The following is a 13,400-nucleotide window of genomic DNA, read 5'->3' as shown; positions in this document are numbered from 1 at the left end:
GCGGCGCCCGATCGGGGCGTCGTCACGCGACCCCTCCACCCCGCGCGCACCGCGCGCCGCACGCCCCCGCTAGCCCCGCGCCGGCGGGGGCGCAACCGCGTCCGGGGCCGCGTCCACGCCCGCGCGGCGGCGGTGTGGACGCCCCCGCGCGACGCCTCACGGACCCCGGCGCCGGCGTGATGGGATGCGGGCATGGACTTCGGGGGACGGGGACGACGGGGGCCGCGCGCGGCGCGGGACGGGGCCGGGGCGCCGGCCGACGGGGACGTGCTGGCGGCGCACCGCAGCGGCGACGCGCGGGCCTTCCCGCTGCTCGTGCGGCGGTACGCCGGGCAGATGTGGAAGACCGCGCGGCAGATGACGGGCGACGACGACGTCGCGGCGGAGGTGCTCCAGGAGGCGCTGCTGCGGGCCCACCGGTCGGCGTCCGCCTTCCGCGGCGACTGCGCGGCGGCGACGTGGCTGACGACGATCACGCGCAACTGCGTGCTCGACCGCCGGCGGCGCGAGGCGAACCGGCCGGAGCACGTCGCCGGGCACGCCGCGTTCGACGGGCCCCGGGGCGCGGGGACCGGGGGAGCCCCCGGGACGTGGCGGGAGGGGGCCGGCGGGTCCGCGGCGCACCGGGACCCGGACCGGACGCTGGCGATCGTGGTGCGCGACGCGGTGCGGACGCTGCCCGACCACCAGCGCGTCGTCGTGGAGCAGGTGGACCTCGCGGGCCTCAGCGTCGGGGAGGCGGCCGGGCGGCTGGGGCTGACGCTGGGGACGGTGAAGTCCCGGAGGTCGCGGGCGCGGGAGCGGCTGCGGCGGGAGCTCGCGGGGCCGGACGCGGGCGGCTCCGGGGCACCCCTCGCGGACAGGCGGGCGATGCCTGTAGGCTTGGCCTCCTGACAGCGGCCCTGTAAACGGTTGCGCCGATAAATCCGCCCAGCAGGAGGCACCATGACCGAGAACATCAACCCCAGCGCCATCGTCCACGACGTCATCATCGTGGGCTCCGGCCCCGCCGGCTACACCGCCGCGCTCTACGCCGCGCGCGCGGACCTCAAGCCCGTCGTCTTCGAGGGCATCGAGTTCGGCGGCTCCCTCATGAACACCACCGAGGTGGAGAACTACCCGGGCTTCACCGACGGCATCATGGGCCCGGACCTCATGGACCAGATGCGCGGCCAGGCCGAGCGCTTCGGCGCCGACCTGCGCATGGAGACCGTCGACCGCGTCGACCTCACCGGCGACGTGAAGTCCGTGTGGGTCGGCGACGAGGAGCACCGCGCCCGGACCGTCATCCTGGCCACAGGCGCCGCCCCCCGCTACCTCGGCGTGCCCGGCGAGGAGGCCCTGCAGGGCCACGGCGTCTCCTCCTGCGCCACCTGCGACGGCTTCTTCTTCCGCGACCACGACATCGCCGTCGTCGGCGGCGGCGACTCCGCCATGGAGGAGGCGACCTTCCTGACCAAGTTCGCGAAGTCCGTCACCCTCATTCACCGCCGCGAGGAGTTCCGCGCCTCCCGCATCATGCTGGAGCGCGCCCAGAACGACCCGAAGATCCGCTTCGCGACGAACAAGGTCGTCTCCAAGGTCCTCGGCGAGGAGTCCGGCAAGGTCTCCGGCCTGGAGCTGACCGACACCGCCACCGGCGAGATCTCGACGCTGGACGTCACCGCGATGTTCGTCGCCATCGGCCACGACCCGCGCTCGCAGATGTTCCGCGACCAGGTCGAGTGCGACGGCAACGGCTACGTGAAGGTCGAGGATCCGTCGACCCGGACGTCCCTGCCGGGCGTCTTCGCCTGCGGCGACCTGGTCGACTCGCACTACCAGCAGGCCGTCACCGCGGCCGGCACCGGCTGCCGCGCCGCCATCGACGCGGAGCACTTCCTGGCCGCGCTGTAGGCGCCCCCGTTCCGGCCAGCGGCCCGCGGAGCCCTTGACGGGGCCCCACGGGCTGTTGATATTCTCATCCCATAAATCGCACCCGATAGATAAACGGTTGTTGCGTCCACGGTCCCGAGCGGCCGGCGCGGCACCGGAGGAGAGCACCATGAGCGTCCTGACCGTCACCGCCGACGACTTCAAGTCCACCGTCATCGAGTCCGACAAGCCCGTCCTCGTCGACTTCTGGGCCGAGTGGTGCGGCCCGTGCAAGAAGCTGTCTCCGGTCATCGACGAGCTGGCGGAGGAGATGGGCGACGCCGCCGTCTTCGCCAAGGTCAACGTCGACGAGCAGCGCGAGCTGGCCATGATGTTCCAGATCATGTCCATCCCCACCGTTCTCGTCTTCAAGGACGGCCAGAAGGTCGAGGAGATCGTCGGCGTCCGCCCGAAGTCCGAGCTGCGCGCCAAGGTCGAGGCCCACGCCTAGCTGGTAGCCTGGGCCCCTGAGGCGGAAACGTGCGCGTTTCCGCATGTAGGACGGACGGAAGGGGCACCGGGAAGTTGACCGACAGGCTTCGCATCGGCGACGTCGACCCGCGGGTGGCCGAGGTCCGGGCCCAGCTGGCCCGCCTCGGACTGCTCCCGCACTACGGGGGCGACGCGACGGCGACGTCGTCGCCCCAGTGGGGCGGCGACGATGCGGTCTTCGACGAGGAGCTGGCGGAGGCGCTCCGCGCCTTCCAGCAGTCCCGCGGCATCATCGCCGACGGCGAGATCCGCGAGCGCACGCTGCGCATCCTCCGCGACGCGTCGTACACCCTCGGCGCGCGCGTCCTGTCCTACGACCCGCAGCTGACGATGACCGGCGACGACGTCGGCCAGCTGCAGGGCACCCTCTCGGAGCTGGGCTTCTACACCTCCCGCGTCGACGGCCACTACGGGCCGGACACGGACCGGGCGGTGCGCGACTACCAGCTCAACTACGGCCTGCGCGTCGACGGCGTGTGCGGCCCCCGCACCCTCAAGGCCCTGGCGTACCTGGGCCGGCGCGTGACGGGCGGCTCCGCGTCGTCGTTCCACGAGCGGGAGATGGTGCGCCGCGCCGGCCCGCAGCTGACGGGCAAGCGCGTCGTCATCGATCCGGGCCGGGGCAACGGCGATCCGGGCATGACGGTCGCCGGCCCCTACGGGCCGATCACGGAGGAGGAGATCCTCTGGGATCTCGCCACCCGCGTGGAGGGCCGCATGGTCGCCGCGGGCGTCGAGACCATCCTGTCGCGCCAGCGCACGGCGAACCCGACGGACGCGGAGCGCGCCGACCTGGCCAACGCGTTCGGCGCGGACCTGATGATCTGCCTGCGCGCGGATCGCTACCCGAACGACCGCGCGAACGGCGTCGCCAGCTTCTACTTCGGCTCCAGCATGGGCACGAACTCCATCGTGGGCGAGCACCTGTGCGGCCTGGTCCAGCGCGAGATCGTCGCCCGGACGGACCTGCAGGACTGCCGCACGCACGCGAAGACGTGGGACACGCTGCGGCTGACGCGGATGCCGACGGTGGAAATCTCCCTCGGCTACCTCACCAGCCCGGTCGACGTCAGCGTGCTGACGGACCGCGATCGCCGCGACGCCATCGGCGAGGCGATCGTCGTGGCGGTCAAGCGCCTGTACCTCATGGAGCGCGACGACGCTCCGACCGGCACCTACAGCTTCAAGGAACTGCTGGCCGAGGAGAGCGACAGGTAGTACTGCCGGGCCGCGAGCTCGTCGAGGGCGCGGCCGACGACCTCCGACCAGTCCAGGTCGGGGGTCAGCTCCATCCGCAGGCGCGGATGGCGGGGGTGGGGGGACACGACGGTGAAGCCCGCGTCGAGGAGCCAGCGGGCCTGGGGGAGTTCGCCGGCGCGGTGCCCGATGTCGCGGAGGGTGCGGGGTTCGCAGTCCTTGTCGACGGCCGCCGCATCGGCGGCCTCGGCGAACGCCGCCTCGAGGACGTCGAGCTCGTCGGCGGTCGACAGCAGCAGCGAATCCCCCGCGCCATCAGCGAAGATGCCGGGAGCGTCGGGGATCGTGCCGGAGCACCCGAACGCCTCGATGGCGCGGACGCCGCGGGCCGCGAGGTCGGCCGCCACCTGCCCGATGAGGACCTGCTCCCACCCCTGCCCGGCGGCGAACGAGTCGATGTGGAGGCTCATGAGCAGCACGGCGTCGGGGGAGACGGGCCCGGTGGGGAAGCGGCGGGCGGTGGGGGCGAGGCGCGGCGGCCCGTAGAGGACGGTGGCGATGGCCGGCGGCATGCCATCGCCCATGAGGTTGAAGCCGCAGGAGCCCCATTCGAGCATGACGCGGCTCAGCCACGCCTCCTTCTCCAGGAGGGCGTCGTCCTCCGCGAGGTCGCCGACGAGGTCGGGCGGGCCGAACTGCCAGAAGACGGACCGGAGCATCGCCGGGTGGCATTCGCCCAGGTGGTGCGGGGAAATGGGTTCGATGAAGCCGGCGTCGGCGCCGTATCCGCCGTCGCCCCAGTCCCCGCCGAGCCAGTCGCCGCCGCCCGGTCCGTCGTCGTGCATGGCGTGGCCGTCAGTCGCCGTCGGGCCGGATGATGTGCATGATCCGGTCGAAATCGTCGAGATCGCCGAATTCGATGACGATCTTGCCCTTGCGCTTGCCCATCGTCGCCGTGACCTTGGTGTCGAAGTCGTCGGCGAGGCGGTCGGCCCACGTGGTCAGCTGCTCCGGCTGCGGCGGGGCGATCCGGGGCTTCCGGCCCGCCGCCTTCGCGTCGCCGCGGTTGAGCAGGGTCACGGCCTCCTCGGTCGCGCGGACGGAGAGGCCCTCGGTGACGATGCGCTCGGCGAGCCGCTGCTGGTCGGCCGTCTTCTCCTCCGTCTTCACGCCGAGGAGGGCGCGGGCGTGGCCGGCGGAGAGGACTCCGGCGGCGACCCGTCGCTGCACCTCGACGGGCAAGCCGAGGAGCCGGATCATGTTCGTGATGACGGGCCGGGAGCGGCCGATGCGCTCGGCGAGCTGCGCCTGCGTCACGTCGAACTCCTCGAGGAGCTGCTGGTAGGCCGCCGCCTCCTCGAGCGGGTTCAGCTGCACGCGGTGGATGTTCTCCAGGAGCGCGTCGCGCAGCATCGCGGTGTCGTCGGTGTCGCGGACGATGGTCGGCAGCACGTCGAGGCCGGCCAGCTGGGCGGCGCGCCAGCGGCGCTCGCCCATGATGATCTCGAACTCGGGCTGCGGCGCCTCGGGGTTGGTCTCCCGCGCGCGCTCGAGGGCGGCCGGACGATCGGCCCGATTGATCGCGCGCACGACGATCGGCTGCATGAGGCCGAACTCCCGGATGGAGTGCGCGAGCTCCTGGAGCGGCTCCTCGTCGAAGACGTGCCGCGGCTGGCGGGGGTTCGGGATGATCACCGGGACGGGGAGTTCGCGGTACGTCGCACCGACGCCACCCGACTCGGCCCGCCGGGCGCCGGAGCGTCGGGGAGCCGGGCGATCGGTTTCACGTGAAACCACGTCGTCCCGACGGCCCGATCCGGCCGGATCCCGATCGGAATCCCGGGCAGTCGAGGGCGGGGCGATAACGTCACGGTGACGATTCTTGTCGGAGCCTCCGCCGGTGCGCCCACCGCGCGACGGACCGAAGATCTCGTCGGCGGCGCCGTCGCCCATGCGGGGCCGACCCTCCGGTGCGGTGGGGATCAGCGCCGCAAGACCGCGGCCGAGTCCGCCCCGCCGCGGGGCCTCCTTCTTGTCCTGATCCGCCATCGTCAACGGCCTCCGTTCTGACCATGGTCCGCGGTGGGGGAGTAGGGGGCGACGCCGATGGGTCCGCGCGAACCGTCGGGCAGGTAGTCGCCGCGCTCGGCGAGCTCCTTCGCCGCGTCGACGTAGGCGAGGGCGCCGCGGGAACCCGGGTCGTAGGAGATGATCGTCTTGCCGTATCCCGGCGCCTCCGACACCTTCACCGACCGCGGGATGAGGTTCCGCAGCACGGCGTCGCCGAAGTGGCTGCGGACCTCGCGGGCCACCTCGTCGGCTAGCTTGGTGCGGCCGTCGTACATCGTCAGCAGCACCGCGGACACGTGCAGATCGGGGTTGAGGTGCTGGCGGATCATGCCGATGTTGTTGAGCAGCTGCGTGACGCCCTCCAGCGCGTAGAACTCACACTGGATGGGGATGAGGACCTCGTCCGACACCGTCATCGCGTTCAGCGTGAGCAGGCCCAGCGACGGCGGGCAGTCGATGATGAGATAGTCGAACCCGTGCTCCTCCAGGAAGTCGTCGGTCAGCGCCTGGCGCAGCCGGGACTCTCGGTTGAAGAGGTTCACGAGCTCGATCTCGGATCCGGCGAGGTCCAGCGTCGCGGGGATGCACCACAGGTTCTCCGACTCCGGGGACTGCTGCATCGCCTCCTCCGGACCCGCCTCTCCCAGCAGCACCTCGTACGTCGACAGGGTGCCGGACAGGTGCTCGACGTCGAGCGCCGTCGACGCGTTGCCCTGCGGGTCGGCGTCGACGACGAGGACCTTCAGCCCGTGGTGCGCGAGGGCGCTGGCGATGTTGACCGCCGACGTGGTCTTGCCGACTCCGCCCTTCTGGTTCGCGACGGTGATGCGGCGGGTGCGCTCCGGCCGGGGCAGCGCCGCGGCGCTGTTCGACTTCAACTGCGCCGCGCGACGCGCCGCCGCCGCGATGGGCGAGTCGTCCCACGAGTTCCGGGCCATGTGCTTCCCCTCCAGCCCCGTGGCCGGGGCGGTCGTTGCCGGGGGCGCGCCGTGATCGTGCGCGCCCCGTGTCCCGTCCGACTCTAGTACCCGGCCCGACACCCCCTCAATCGTCCCCGGTGGGGGGAGGGGAGGGGTTCGATCCGCCGTAACGCAGCGGTCGCCGAACCTGTTCTCCGGTGCCTCCACCGCTCGATGCGCCCACCGCGTGCGCGGGTCTCGCAGGCGTCCCAGCGCAGAACCGGGGCGCCGGTGAAGCAACCGGGATCGGTTTCACGTGAAACCTCGCAAACAGCGGCCGGGACATCAACGGGACACGAAACCCGTGACGCACCCCGGGGATGTTTCACGTGAAACGCCGGGATTCGGGTGCACAGGACACGAACCGCCCGGCGCCGGACAGAAGACGGGCCGTGGGCGGTGTTTCACGTAAAACACCGCCCACGGCCGTTCCGGCGTCAGGGCCTGCGTCAGTTCTTCCGGATGCGGACGACGTGCGTCGGGTACCCGGCCTCGACGCCGACCTCGAGCACCTCCGGTCCGGTGCCCTTCGCCTTCCGGATCTCCTTCGCGTCCCGCGCAATCTCCTCGGGTGCGCTCGAGCCCTTGAGGGCGACCATGTGGCCACCGTTCTTCACGAGCGGCAGCGACCACCCGGCGAGCCGGCCGAGCGGGGCGACGGCGCGGCTCGTGACGTAGTCGAAGAGACCGACCTTGTTGCGGACGGCCTTCTCCTCGGCACGCCCGCGGACGACCGTGACGTTGGTCAGGCCGAGGTCCTCGACGACCTCCTCCAGAAACGTCGTGCGGCGCAGCAGCGGTTCGATGAGCGTCACGGACAGATCGGGACGGGCGATGGCGAGGGGAATGCCCGGCAAACCCGCACCCGATCCGATGTCGGCGACCGTCGCACCTTCCGGAATGACCTCGGCGACAACTGCGGAGTTGAGGATGTGGCGCTCCCACAGCCGGGGGACCTCGCGCGGGCCGATGAGACCGCGGACGATGCCGTCGCCGGCGAGCCAACCGTGGTACCGCCGCGCAAGATCCGCGCGGTCGCCGAAGCGCTGCTCGACATCGGCGACGGGCTCCTGCACGTCGACCGCCGGTGTCTGGGCGTCCTCGCGCGGATCCTTCGCCTCGGTCGGCTGACCATCCTGATGTTCCACGTGAAACCTCTCCGAAGGGTTGGGGCGCGGCCGGGTCGGCCGCGCCAGGAGGCGATGCCCCCGACGCCCCGATCAAACCACACCACCGGACGGGAGCCGAACGCCCGACCCGCCGTCCGGGCGGGACCCCATCCACCCAGATACCCCTGTCGCCACCGCTCTACCGGACCCGACGCCACGCCCAGCAGGCGGCAGGGAATTCCACCCATGTCATTCGAATCGCCACACGGCCCTCAGCGTCTCCCGGCGCCCGAGGAGCGGCGGCGGGCCCCGTCGTCACGCAACAACCGCGCACGCGGACCCGGAGACAACGAAACCGCCCGCCCCCGGGGAGGGGACGGGCGGTCGGCGTGTGGACGGCCTCTGCGGTCAGCGCTTGCGCTTCTTCTTCCGCGAGCCGGCCGGCTTGGCGCCGGGCTTCGGCTTCGACGGGGCCGGGTCGGCGGCGGCCTGCGCCGCGGTGCCTCCGGCCTGCGCGGTGGCATCGCCGTCGGCCGGGGCGTCGGCCTTGAGGTCGAAGTCGCCGCGCTTGCGGTCCTGCTGGGCCTTCTTGCCGCCCTTCTTCGGGTTGACCGGCTTCTGGCCGACCTTCGGGGCCAGCTTCTGCTGGGAGATGCGTTTGGCCTCCTGCTCGGCCTCGCGCTCCTCGCGCTCCTCCTGGTCCAGCTTCTTGAAGATGTACTTCTGCTGGAAGAAGGTCCACACGTTGTTGGTCAGCATGTAGACGAGGAGGCCGATGTGCCAGATGGCGCCCGACACGAGGATCATGATCGGGATGAACCAGAGCATCATCTTGTTCATCATGTCCATCTGCTGGCCCATCATGCCCTCGGCACGCTGCTGGAAGCCCTCCTCCTGACGGCGGCGGGTGCGCTCGACGGAGATGCGGGCGTTCATGTGCGTCGCGAACGCGGAGATGAGGATCAGCGGGACGGCCACGACGATGATGTCCATCCGGCCGAAGTCGACGGGCGTGCCCGGCGCCGTGAACGCCGCGTACTGGTCCTCGCCCATGCCGATGGAGCCGGCCAGCGGGGCGCCGAAGATGCGGGCCTCGAGGAACGAGCGGACCTCGTCGACGCCGAAGATGTAGTTCGGGGTGTTCCAGTTCTCCTCGACGCTCAGGCCGACCATGCCCATGCCCTCGCCCGTGCGGTTGAACGAGCGGAGGACGTGGAACAGGCCGATGAACACCGGGATCTGGACGAGCATCGGGATGCAGCCGGCGAGGGGGTTGACCCCCATCTCCTTCTGCAGCTTCCGCATCTCGAGCGCCTGCGCCTGCTGGTCGTTGGCGTACTTCTTGCGGATGGCCTGCATCTGCGGCTGCATCTGCTGCATCTTGATGGCGGATCGCTGCTGCTTCAGCATCGGGCGGAACAGGAGGATGCGCAGCGTCACCACGAGGAGGATGATCGCCAGCGCCCACGTCACGCCGGACGCCGGGTCTAGGAACAGGCCGAAGGCCTTGTGCCAGAACCACAGGATCGCCGAGATCGTGTAGTAGACGAAATTGAGCACGGTCTGGGGTGTCTCCTTTGGGGAAGTCCGGGAGGCCGCGCGCGACGAGGGGCTGGGCCCCGTCGCCGGGTGCGCGGGAGGCCGTCCACACGGGCCTTCCCCGAGGTTACCCGTGCATGCGCCGCATCCAGGCACCGAGGCCCGGGTAGTCGCGGGGAACCGGATCCCAGCCGCCGGGGTGCCACGGGGCGCACCGCAGGATCCGCAGCAGCGCGAGCCAGCCGCCGCGCACCGCGCCGAACCGGCGGATGGCGGTGAGCGCGTAGGCGGAGCAGGTGGGCTCGAAGCGGCAGGAGCCGTGGCCCTTCAGCGGTGAGATGCGCCGCCGGTAGAACAGGACGCCCTTCTCCAGCGCCCGGGCGGCGGGCCCGCCGGCCCGCGGGGCGGGGTCGGGGTGGAGGATCGCGGCGTAGGCGTCGTCGCCGGCGGGGTCGCCGTCGCAACGCCCATGCGCGTGCGGGGGTTGCGCGGACGCGGGGGGTTCCGCGTCGTGAGGGTGCGCGTGGCGACGGGTGCCGTGCGCGTCGTCGCCGTAGTCGCACGGTCCGCCGGTGCGGCCGTCAGCGGTCACCGGGGCCCGCCGCGGGGTCGATGCCCGCCTTGCGGAGGGCGGAGGCGAGGTCGCCGGCCAGCTCGGCGGACGTGGCGGTCGCGGAGCGCGGCAGGGCGCGGATGACCAGGTCGAGGTCCTCCGGCAGGTGGGGGAGGAGGTCCGCGGCGGCGTGGCGGAGGCGGCGCGACACGAGGTGGCGCGTCACGGCGTCGCCGACGGCCTTGGACACGACGAGGCCGACGCGCGGTCCGCCCTGGCGGGCGAGTGGCGCGTCGGCCTCGGCGGTGCGCCGGATGTGCAGGACCAGGTGCCTGCGTCCGACGCGGCGTCCCCCTCGCACGACCGACGTGAAGTCGGACGGGCGGTGCAGCCTATGCTGCGTGGGGAGCACGGGGTGCCCGACTGCTAGGCGGTCAGGCGGGCGCGGCCCTTGCGGCGGCGGGCGGCGACGACCGCGCGGCCGGAACGGGTGCGCATGCGGGTACGGAAGCCGTGCACGCGAGCGCGACGGCGGTTATTCGGCTGGAACGTCCGCTTGCCCTTGGCCACGGAAACCACTCCTTGAAGTTCTGATGGACGATATGACACCCCGGTGCGGCCGGGCGGGCCCGGCTGAGCACGGGCGACCGGGCGCCGGCATCCGGCGCCGTCGCCGCGGCGGGGACGCACCGGGGTCCGGGACGGCGCCGGGTGGGCGCGCGGTCCGGCCGCGATGCGATAGACCCGATCAGAGTACGTGCTGCGACCGGCGGATTTCAAATCCCGCCCCGGCGGCGCGCGGGCCGCAGCCACCCGCCGACCGGGGCGGCGGGGCGTGGGAAATCCCACATCCCGCGGCGGCGGTGGACGGATATCCCCAGTTCCCGGCGGTTATCCACAACCCTCGACCGCTTGTGGAGACTTGACGGGCGCCCGCCGCGGTGTTCCACCGGAAGGCCAGATCCGGTGAACGAGGCGGGTATTCGCAGGTGGTGACCGTTTTCGGCCGACTTGCCCCGGGATCGAGGGCTGTGGATAAACTGTTGGGGACTACTCGCCGCACAAGTTATCCACAACTGTGCACACATGTGTGGAAGACCAGGCGACGGGCTTTCCCGGGTGTGGACGATCCTGTCATCGGATCGTGCACGGGCCGACGGGACCGGGGATCCCGGTTCCGTCGGCGATGCACGCGGGGGAGGGCCCGGCAACGGGCCGGCGGAGAACCCGCCGAGCCGGAACGACTTCAGGACAGGAGCCCCATGAGCGACGATCCCCGCGGGTCCCACGACTGGCACGCCATCGTCGATCGCGTGATCGCCGACGCCGAGGAGGGCGGGCGCCCCCTGGCGGGCGTCAACCGGGCCTACCTCCGCTCGGCGATCCCGGTCGGCCAGATGAGCGGGTTCATCCTGGTCACCGTGGAGTCCCGCATGGCGAAGAAGGCCCTGGAGAACGACCTCTCCGACGCCATCGACCAGGCGATCCGCGACGTCACCGGCAAGCCGATGCACGTCGTCGTCGCCGTCGGCGACGACCCGGAGGACGGCGCCGACACCGTGTTCGAGGACGCCGACGACCGCGGGCCGCGCGAAGCGGCCGACGCCGGCGATCGCGACGGCGGCCGGGGCGGGGACCGTCGCAACGCGTACCGCGACGAGCGGGACCCGCGCGACGATCACCGCGGGTACCGCGACGAGGCGCGGGGCCGCTACGACGCGTACGACCCGTACGACGGCTACGGCGACGACCGCCGCCCGCAGCGCGGCCGCCCGGGCGGGCATCCCCGCGGCGGCGACCCGCTGGAGGAGGCGGAGAACCGCCGCCGCTACCCGACGCCGGGCCCCGGCCAGCAGCACGGGATCAACTTCGACGACGGCCGGCCGCGCGACGACCGCGGCGACCGCGACGACCGCGGCGATCGGGACGGCTACGGCGACCGGGGAGACCGCGGTGAGCGCGGCGGCTTCGGCCCGCGCGACGGCTACCCGGCGAACGACGGTTACGCTCCGCGCGACCAGCGCGAATCCCGCGACCCGCGCGACGGCCGGGACGGCCGCGACGGGGACGCCGGCTACGAGCGCGACGCCCGCGACCCGTACGACCGCGACCGGGACGGCCGGGACGCGCGGGATTCCCGCGACCCGCGCGGTGACCGCGGCTTCGCCGCCGACTTCGACCGCGACCGCGATCGCGATCGGGACCGGGACCACGGCGACCGCCACCACGGCACGGCCCACGTTCCGGGCCGCGTCTCCGCCGGCCCGGACGCGGCGATCGCGCAGACGGCGGAGTCGCCGACGCTGAACCCGAAGTACACCTTCGACACGTTCGTGCAGGGCGCGCAGAACCAGCTGGCGTTCTCGGCGTCCATCGCGGTCGCGGAGGCGCCGGGGCGCACGTACAACCCGCTGTTCATCGCCGGCGGCCCGGGCCTGGGCAAGACGCACCTGCTGCACGCCATCGGTCACCTGATCAACACGCTGTACCCGGACCTCGTCGTCAAGTACATGTCGTGCGAGGAGTTCGTCTCGGACTTCATCAACTCGCTGCAGGAGAAGCGGATGGAGGACTTCCGCCGCCGCTACCGCGAGCTCGACGTGCTGCTGGTCGACGACATCCAGTTCCTCATCGACAAGGAGGGCACGCAGGAGGAGTTCTTCCACACCTTCAACGCCCTCCACCAGGTCAACAAGCAGATCGTGCTGGCGTCGGATCGCCCGCCGGCCGAGCTGCGCACGCTGGAGGAGCGGCTGCGCACCCGCTTCGAGTGGGGCCTGACCGCGGACCTGCAGCTGCCGGATCTGGAGACCCGCATCGCCATCGTGTCGAAGAAGGCGGAGATGGAGGGCATCCAGGTGCCCACCGAGGTGCTGCACCTCATCGCCGAGCGGGCGCGCACGTCGGTGCGCAAGCTCGAGGGCGCGCTGCTGGACATCACGGCGCATTCGGAGCTGCTGGGCATCCCGCTGACCGTCGAGCTGGCGGAGCGGGTCCTCGGCGCCGACGACGACGACGTCGAGCTGACGCCGGGCGCCATCAAGTCCGCGACGGCCGAGTACTACGGCCTGACCGTCGCGGATCTGGAGGGCACGGTGAAGCGCCGGCCCATCGCGAACGCCCGCATGATCGCGATGTACCTGACCAGGTCGCTGACGGATCTGTCGCTCGCCGCCATCGGCAAGGAGTTCGGCGGCCGCGACCATTCGACGGTCATCAACGCCGACAAGAAGATCTCCGCCCGCAAGGGCGAGGAGAAGGATCTGGACCAGGAGCTCGACGACATCGCGAAGCTCGCGCGGGAGCGCGCCGCCGGCCGCTGATCCCGCATCGCCGTCGTTTGCGTGACGACGGCGACCCGGCGCCCGCCGGACGTGTCACGCGTCCGGCGGGCGCCTCGTCGTCTCCGGCCCCGCGGTCCGGCGGCCGCGGGGCGACGAGGGGCGAGGGCGTCCGCGAATCCCCGGATCCGGCGGGCTCCGGCGCGTGCTCCGGCGCCGCGGGCCGGGCCCGCGGGGCGTCCGGCGGCGCGCCGGGGCGGGTGGCGTCGTCACGCGAATGACGAAA

The 13,400-nt window shown here is 72.1% G+C and carries 13 protein-coding genes; 5 read left to right on the top strand and 8 right to left on the bottom strand.

The window, feature by feature from the left end; translation table 11 throughout:
* Positions 1–192 precede the first annotated feature (192 nt).
* The 4 genes from QQS41_RS06865 to QQS41_RS06850 all read left to right on the top strand — a co-directional run bounded on the left by QQS41_RS06865 (position 193) and on the right by QQS41_RS06850 (position 3,624).
* Positions 193–894 carry an RNA polymerase sigma factor gene (locus tag QQS41_RS06865; RefSeq protein ID WP_448851885.1) on the top strand — a complete coding sequence of 234 codons (702 nt, stop codon included), beginning with the start codon at positions 193–195 and terminating at the stop codon, positions 892–894.
* A gap of 51 nt (positions 895–945) precedes the next feature.
* The gene (trxB, locus tag QQS41_RS06860; protein WP_448851884.1) at positions 946–1,896 is read left to right on the top strand and encodes a thioredoxin-disulfide reductase; all 951 of its coding nucleotides are present in this window, start codon (positions 946–948) and stop codon (positions 1,894–1,896) included.
* 148 nt (positions 1,897–2,044) lie between these two features.
* A complete protein-coding gene (gene trxA, locus QQS41_RS06855; RefSeq protein ID WP_448851883.1) occupies positions 2,045–2,365 on the top strand; it encodes a thioredoxin in 321 nt (106 codons plus the stop codon).
* Positions 2,366–2,439: 74 nt separating this feature from the next.
* Positions 2,440–3,624, top strand: a complete 1,185-nt coding sequence (locus QQS41_RS06850) for an N-acetylmuramoyl-L-alanine amidase (RefSeq protein ID WP_448851882.1) — start codon at positions 2,440–2,442, stop codon at positions 3,622–3,624.
* On the opposite strand, the gene QQS41_RS06845 is transcribed toward QQS41_RS06850, so the two are convergent.
* The 8 genes from QQS41_RS06845 to rpmH form a co-directional block, all read right to left on the bottom strand.
* Positions 3,582–4,448: a GNAT family N-acetyltransferase gene (locus QQS41_RS06845; protein ID WP_448851881.1), complete on the bottom strand. Its 867-nt coding sequence runs from the start codon at positions 4,446–4,448 to the stop codon at positions 3,582–3,584. The genes QQS41_RS06850 and QQS41_RS06845 overlap by 43 nt on opposite strands.
* 10 nt (positions 4,449–4,458) lie before the next feature.
* Positions 4,459–5,652 carry a ParB/RepB/Spo0J family partition protein gene (locus tag QQS41_RS06840; protein ID WP_448851880.1) on the bottom strand — a complete coding sequence of 398 codons (1,194 nt, stop codon included), beginning with the start codon at positions 5,650–5,652 and terminating at the stop codon, positions 4,459–4,461.
* A 2-nt stretch (positions 5,653–5,654) separates the two neighbouring features.
* Positions 5,655–6,611, bottom strand: a complete 957-nt coding sequence (locus tag QQS41_RS06835; protein WP_448851879.1) for a ParA family protein — start codon at positions 6,609–6,611, stop codon at positions 5,655–5,657.
* A gap of 470 nt (positions 6,612–7,081) precedes the next feature.
* Positions 7,082–7,708 (bottom strand): 16S rRNA (guanine(527)-N(7))-methyltransferase RsmG, encoded by a 627-nt coding sequence (rsmG, locus tag QQS41_RS06830; RefSeq protein WP_448852001.1) that lies wholly within the window; start codon positions 7,706–7,708, stop codon positions 7,082–7,084.
* A gap of 441 nt (positions 7,709–8,149) precedes the next feature.
* Positions 8,150–9,301 carry a membrane protein insertase YidC gene (gene yidC / locus QQS41_RS06825; RefSeq protein WP_448851878.1) on the bottom strand — a complete coding sequence of 384 codons (1,152 nt, stop codon included), beginning with the start codon at positions 9,299–9,301 and terminating at the stop codon, positions 8,150–8,152.
* Between the two features lie 106 nt (positions 9,302–9,407).
* Entirely contained in the window at positions 9,408–9,872 is a 465-nt protein-coding gene (gene yidD / locus QQS41_RS06820) for a membrane protein insertion efficiency factor YidD (protein ID WP_448851877.1), read from the bottom strand.
* Positions 9,862–10,245, bottom strand: a complete 384-nt coding sequence (gene rnpA / locus QQS41_RS06815) for a ribonuclease P protein component (protein WP_448851876.1) — start codon at positions 10,243–10,245, stop codon at positions 9,862–9,864. Before rnpA ends, yidD begins: the two co-directional genes overlap by 11 nt.
* A gap of 14 nt (positions 10,246–10,259) precedes the next feature.
* Positions 10,260–10,403: a 50S ribosomal protein L34 gene (rpmH, locus tag QQS41_RS06810; RefSeq protein WP_303143575.1), complete on the bottom strand. Its 144-nt coding sequence runs from the start codon at positions 10,401–10,403 to the stop codon at positions 10,260–10,262.
* 692 nt (positions 10,404–11,095) lie between these two features.
* Here rpmH and dnaA point away from each other — a divergent pair.
* The gene (dnaA, locus tag QQS41_RS06805; protein ID WP_448851875.1) at positions 11,096–13,156 is read left to right on the top strand and encodes a chromosomal replication initiator protein DnaA; all 2,061 of its coding nucleotides are present in this window, start codon (positions 11,096–11,098) and stop codon (positions 13,154–13,156) included.
* Positions 13,157–13,400: the final 244 nt, after the last annotated feature.

The sequence above is a fragment of the Corynebacterium sp. 335C genome (genome assembly GCF_053525695.1).
The sequence above is the reverse complement of the archived record's forward strand: the minus strand, read 5'-3'. Positions and strand labels throughout refer to the sequence as shown.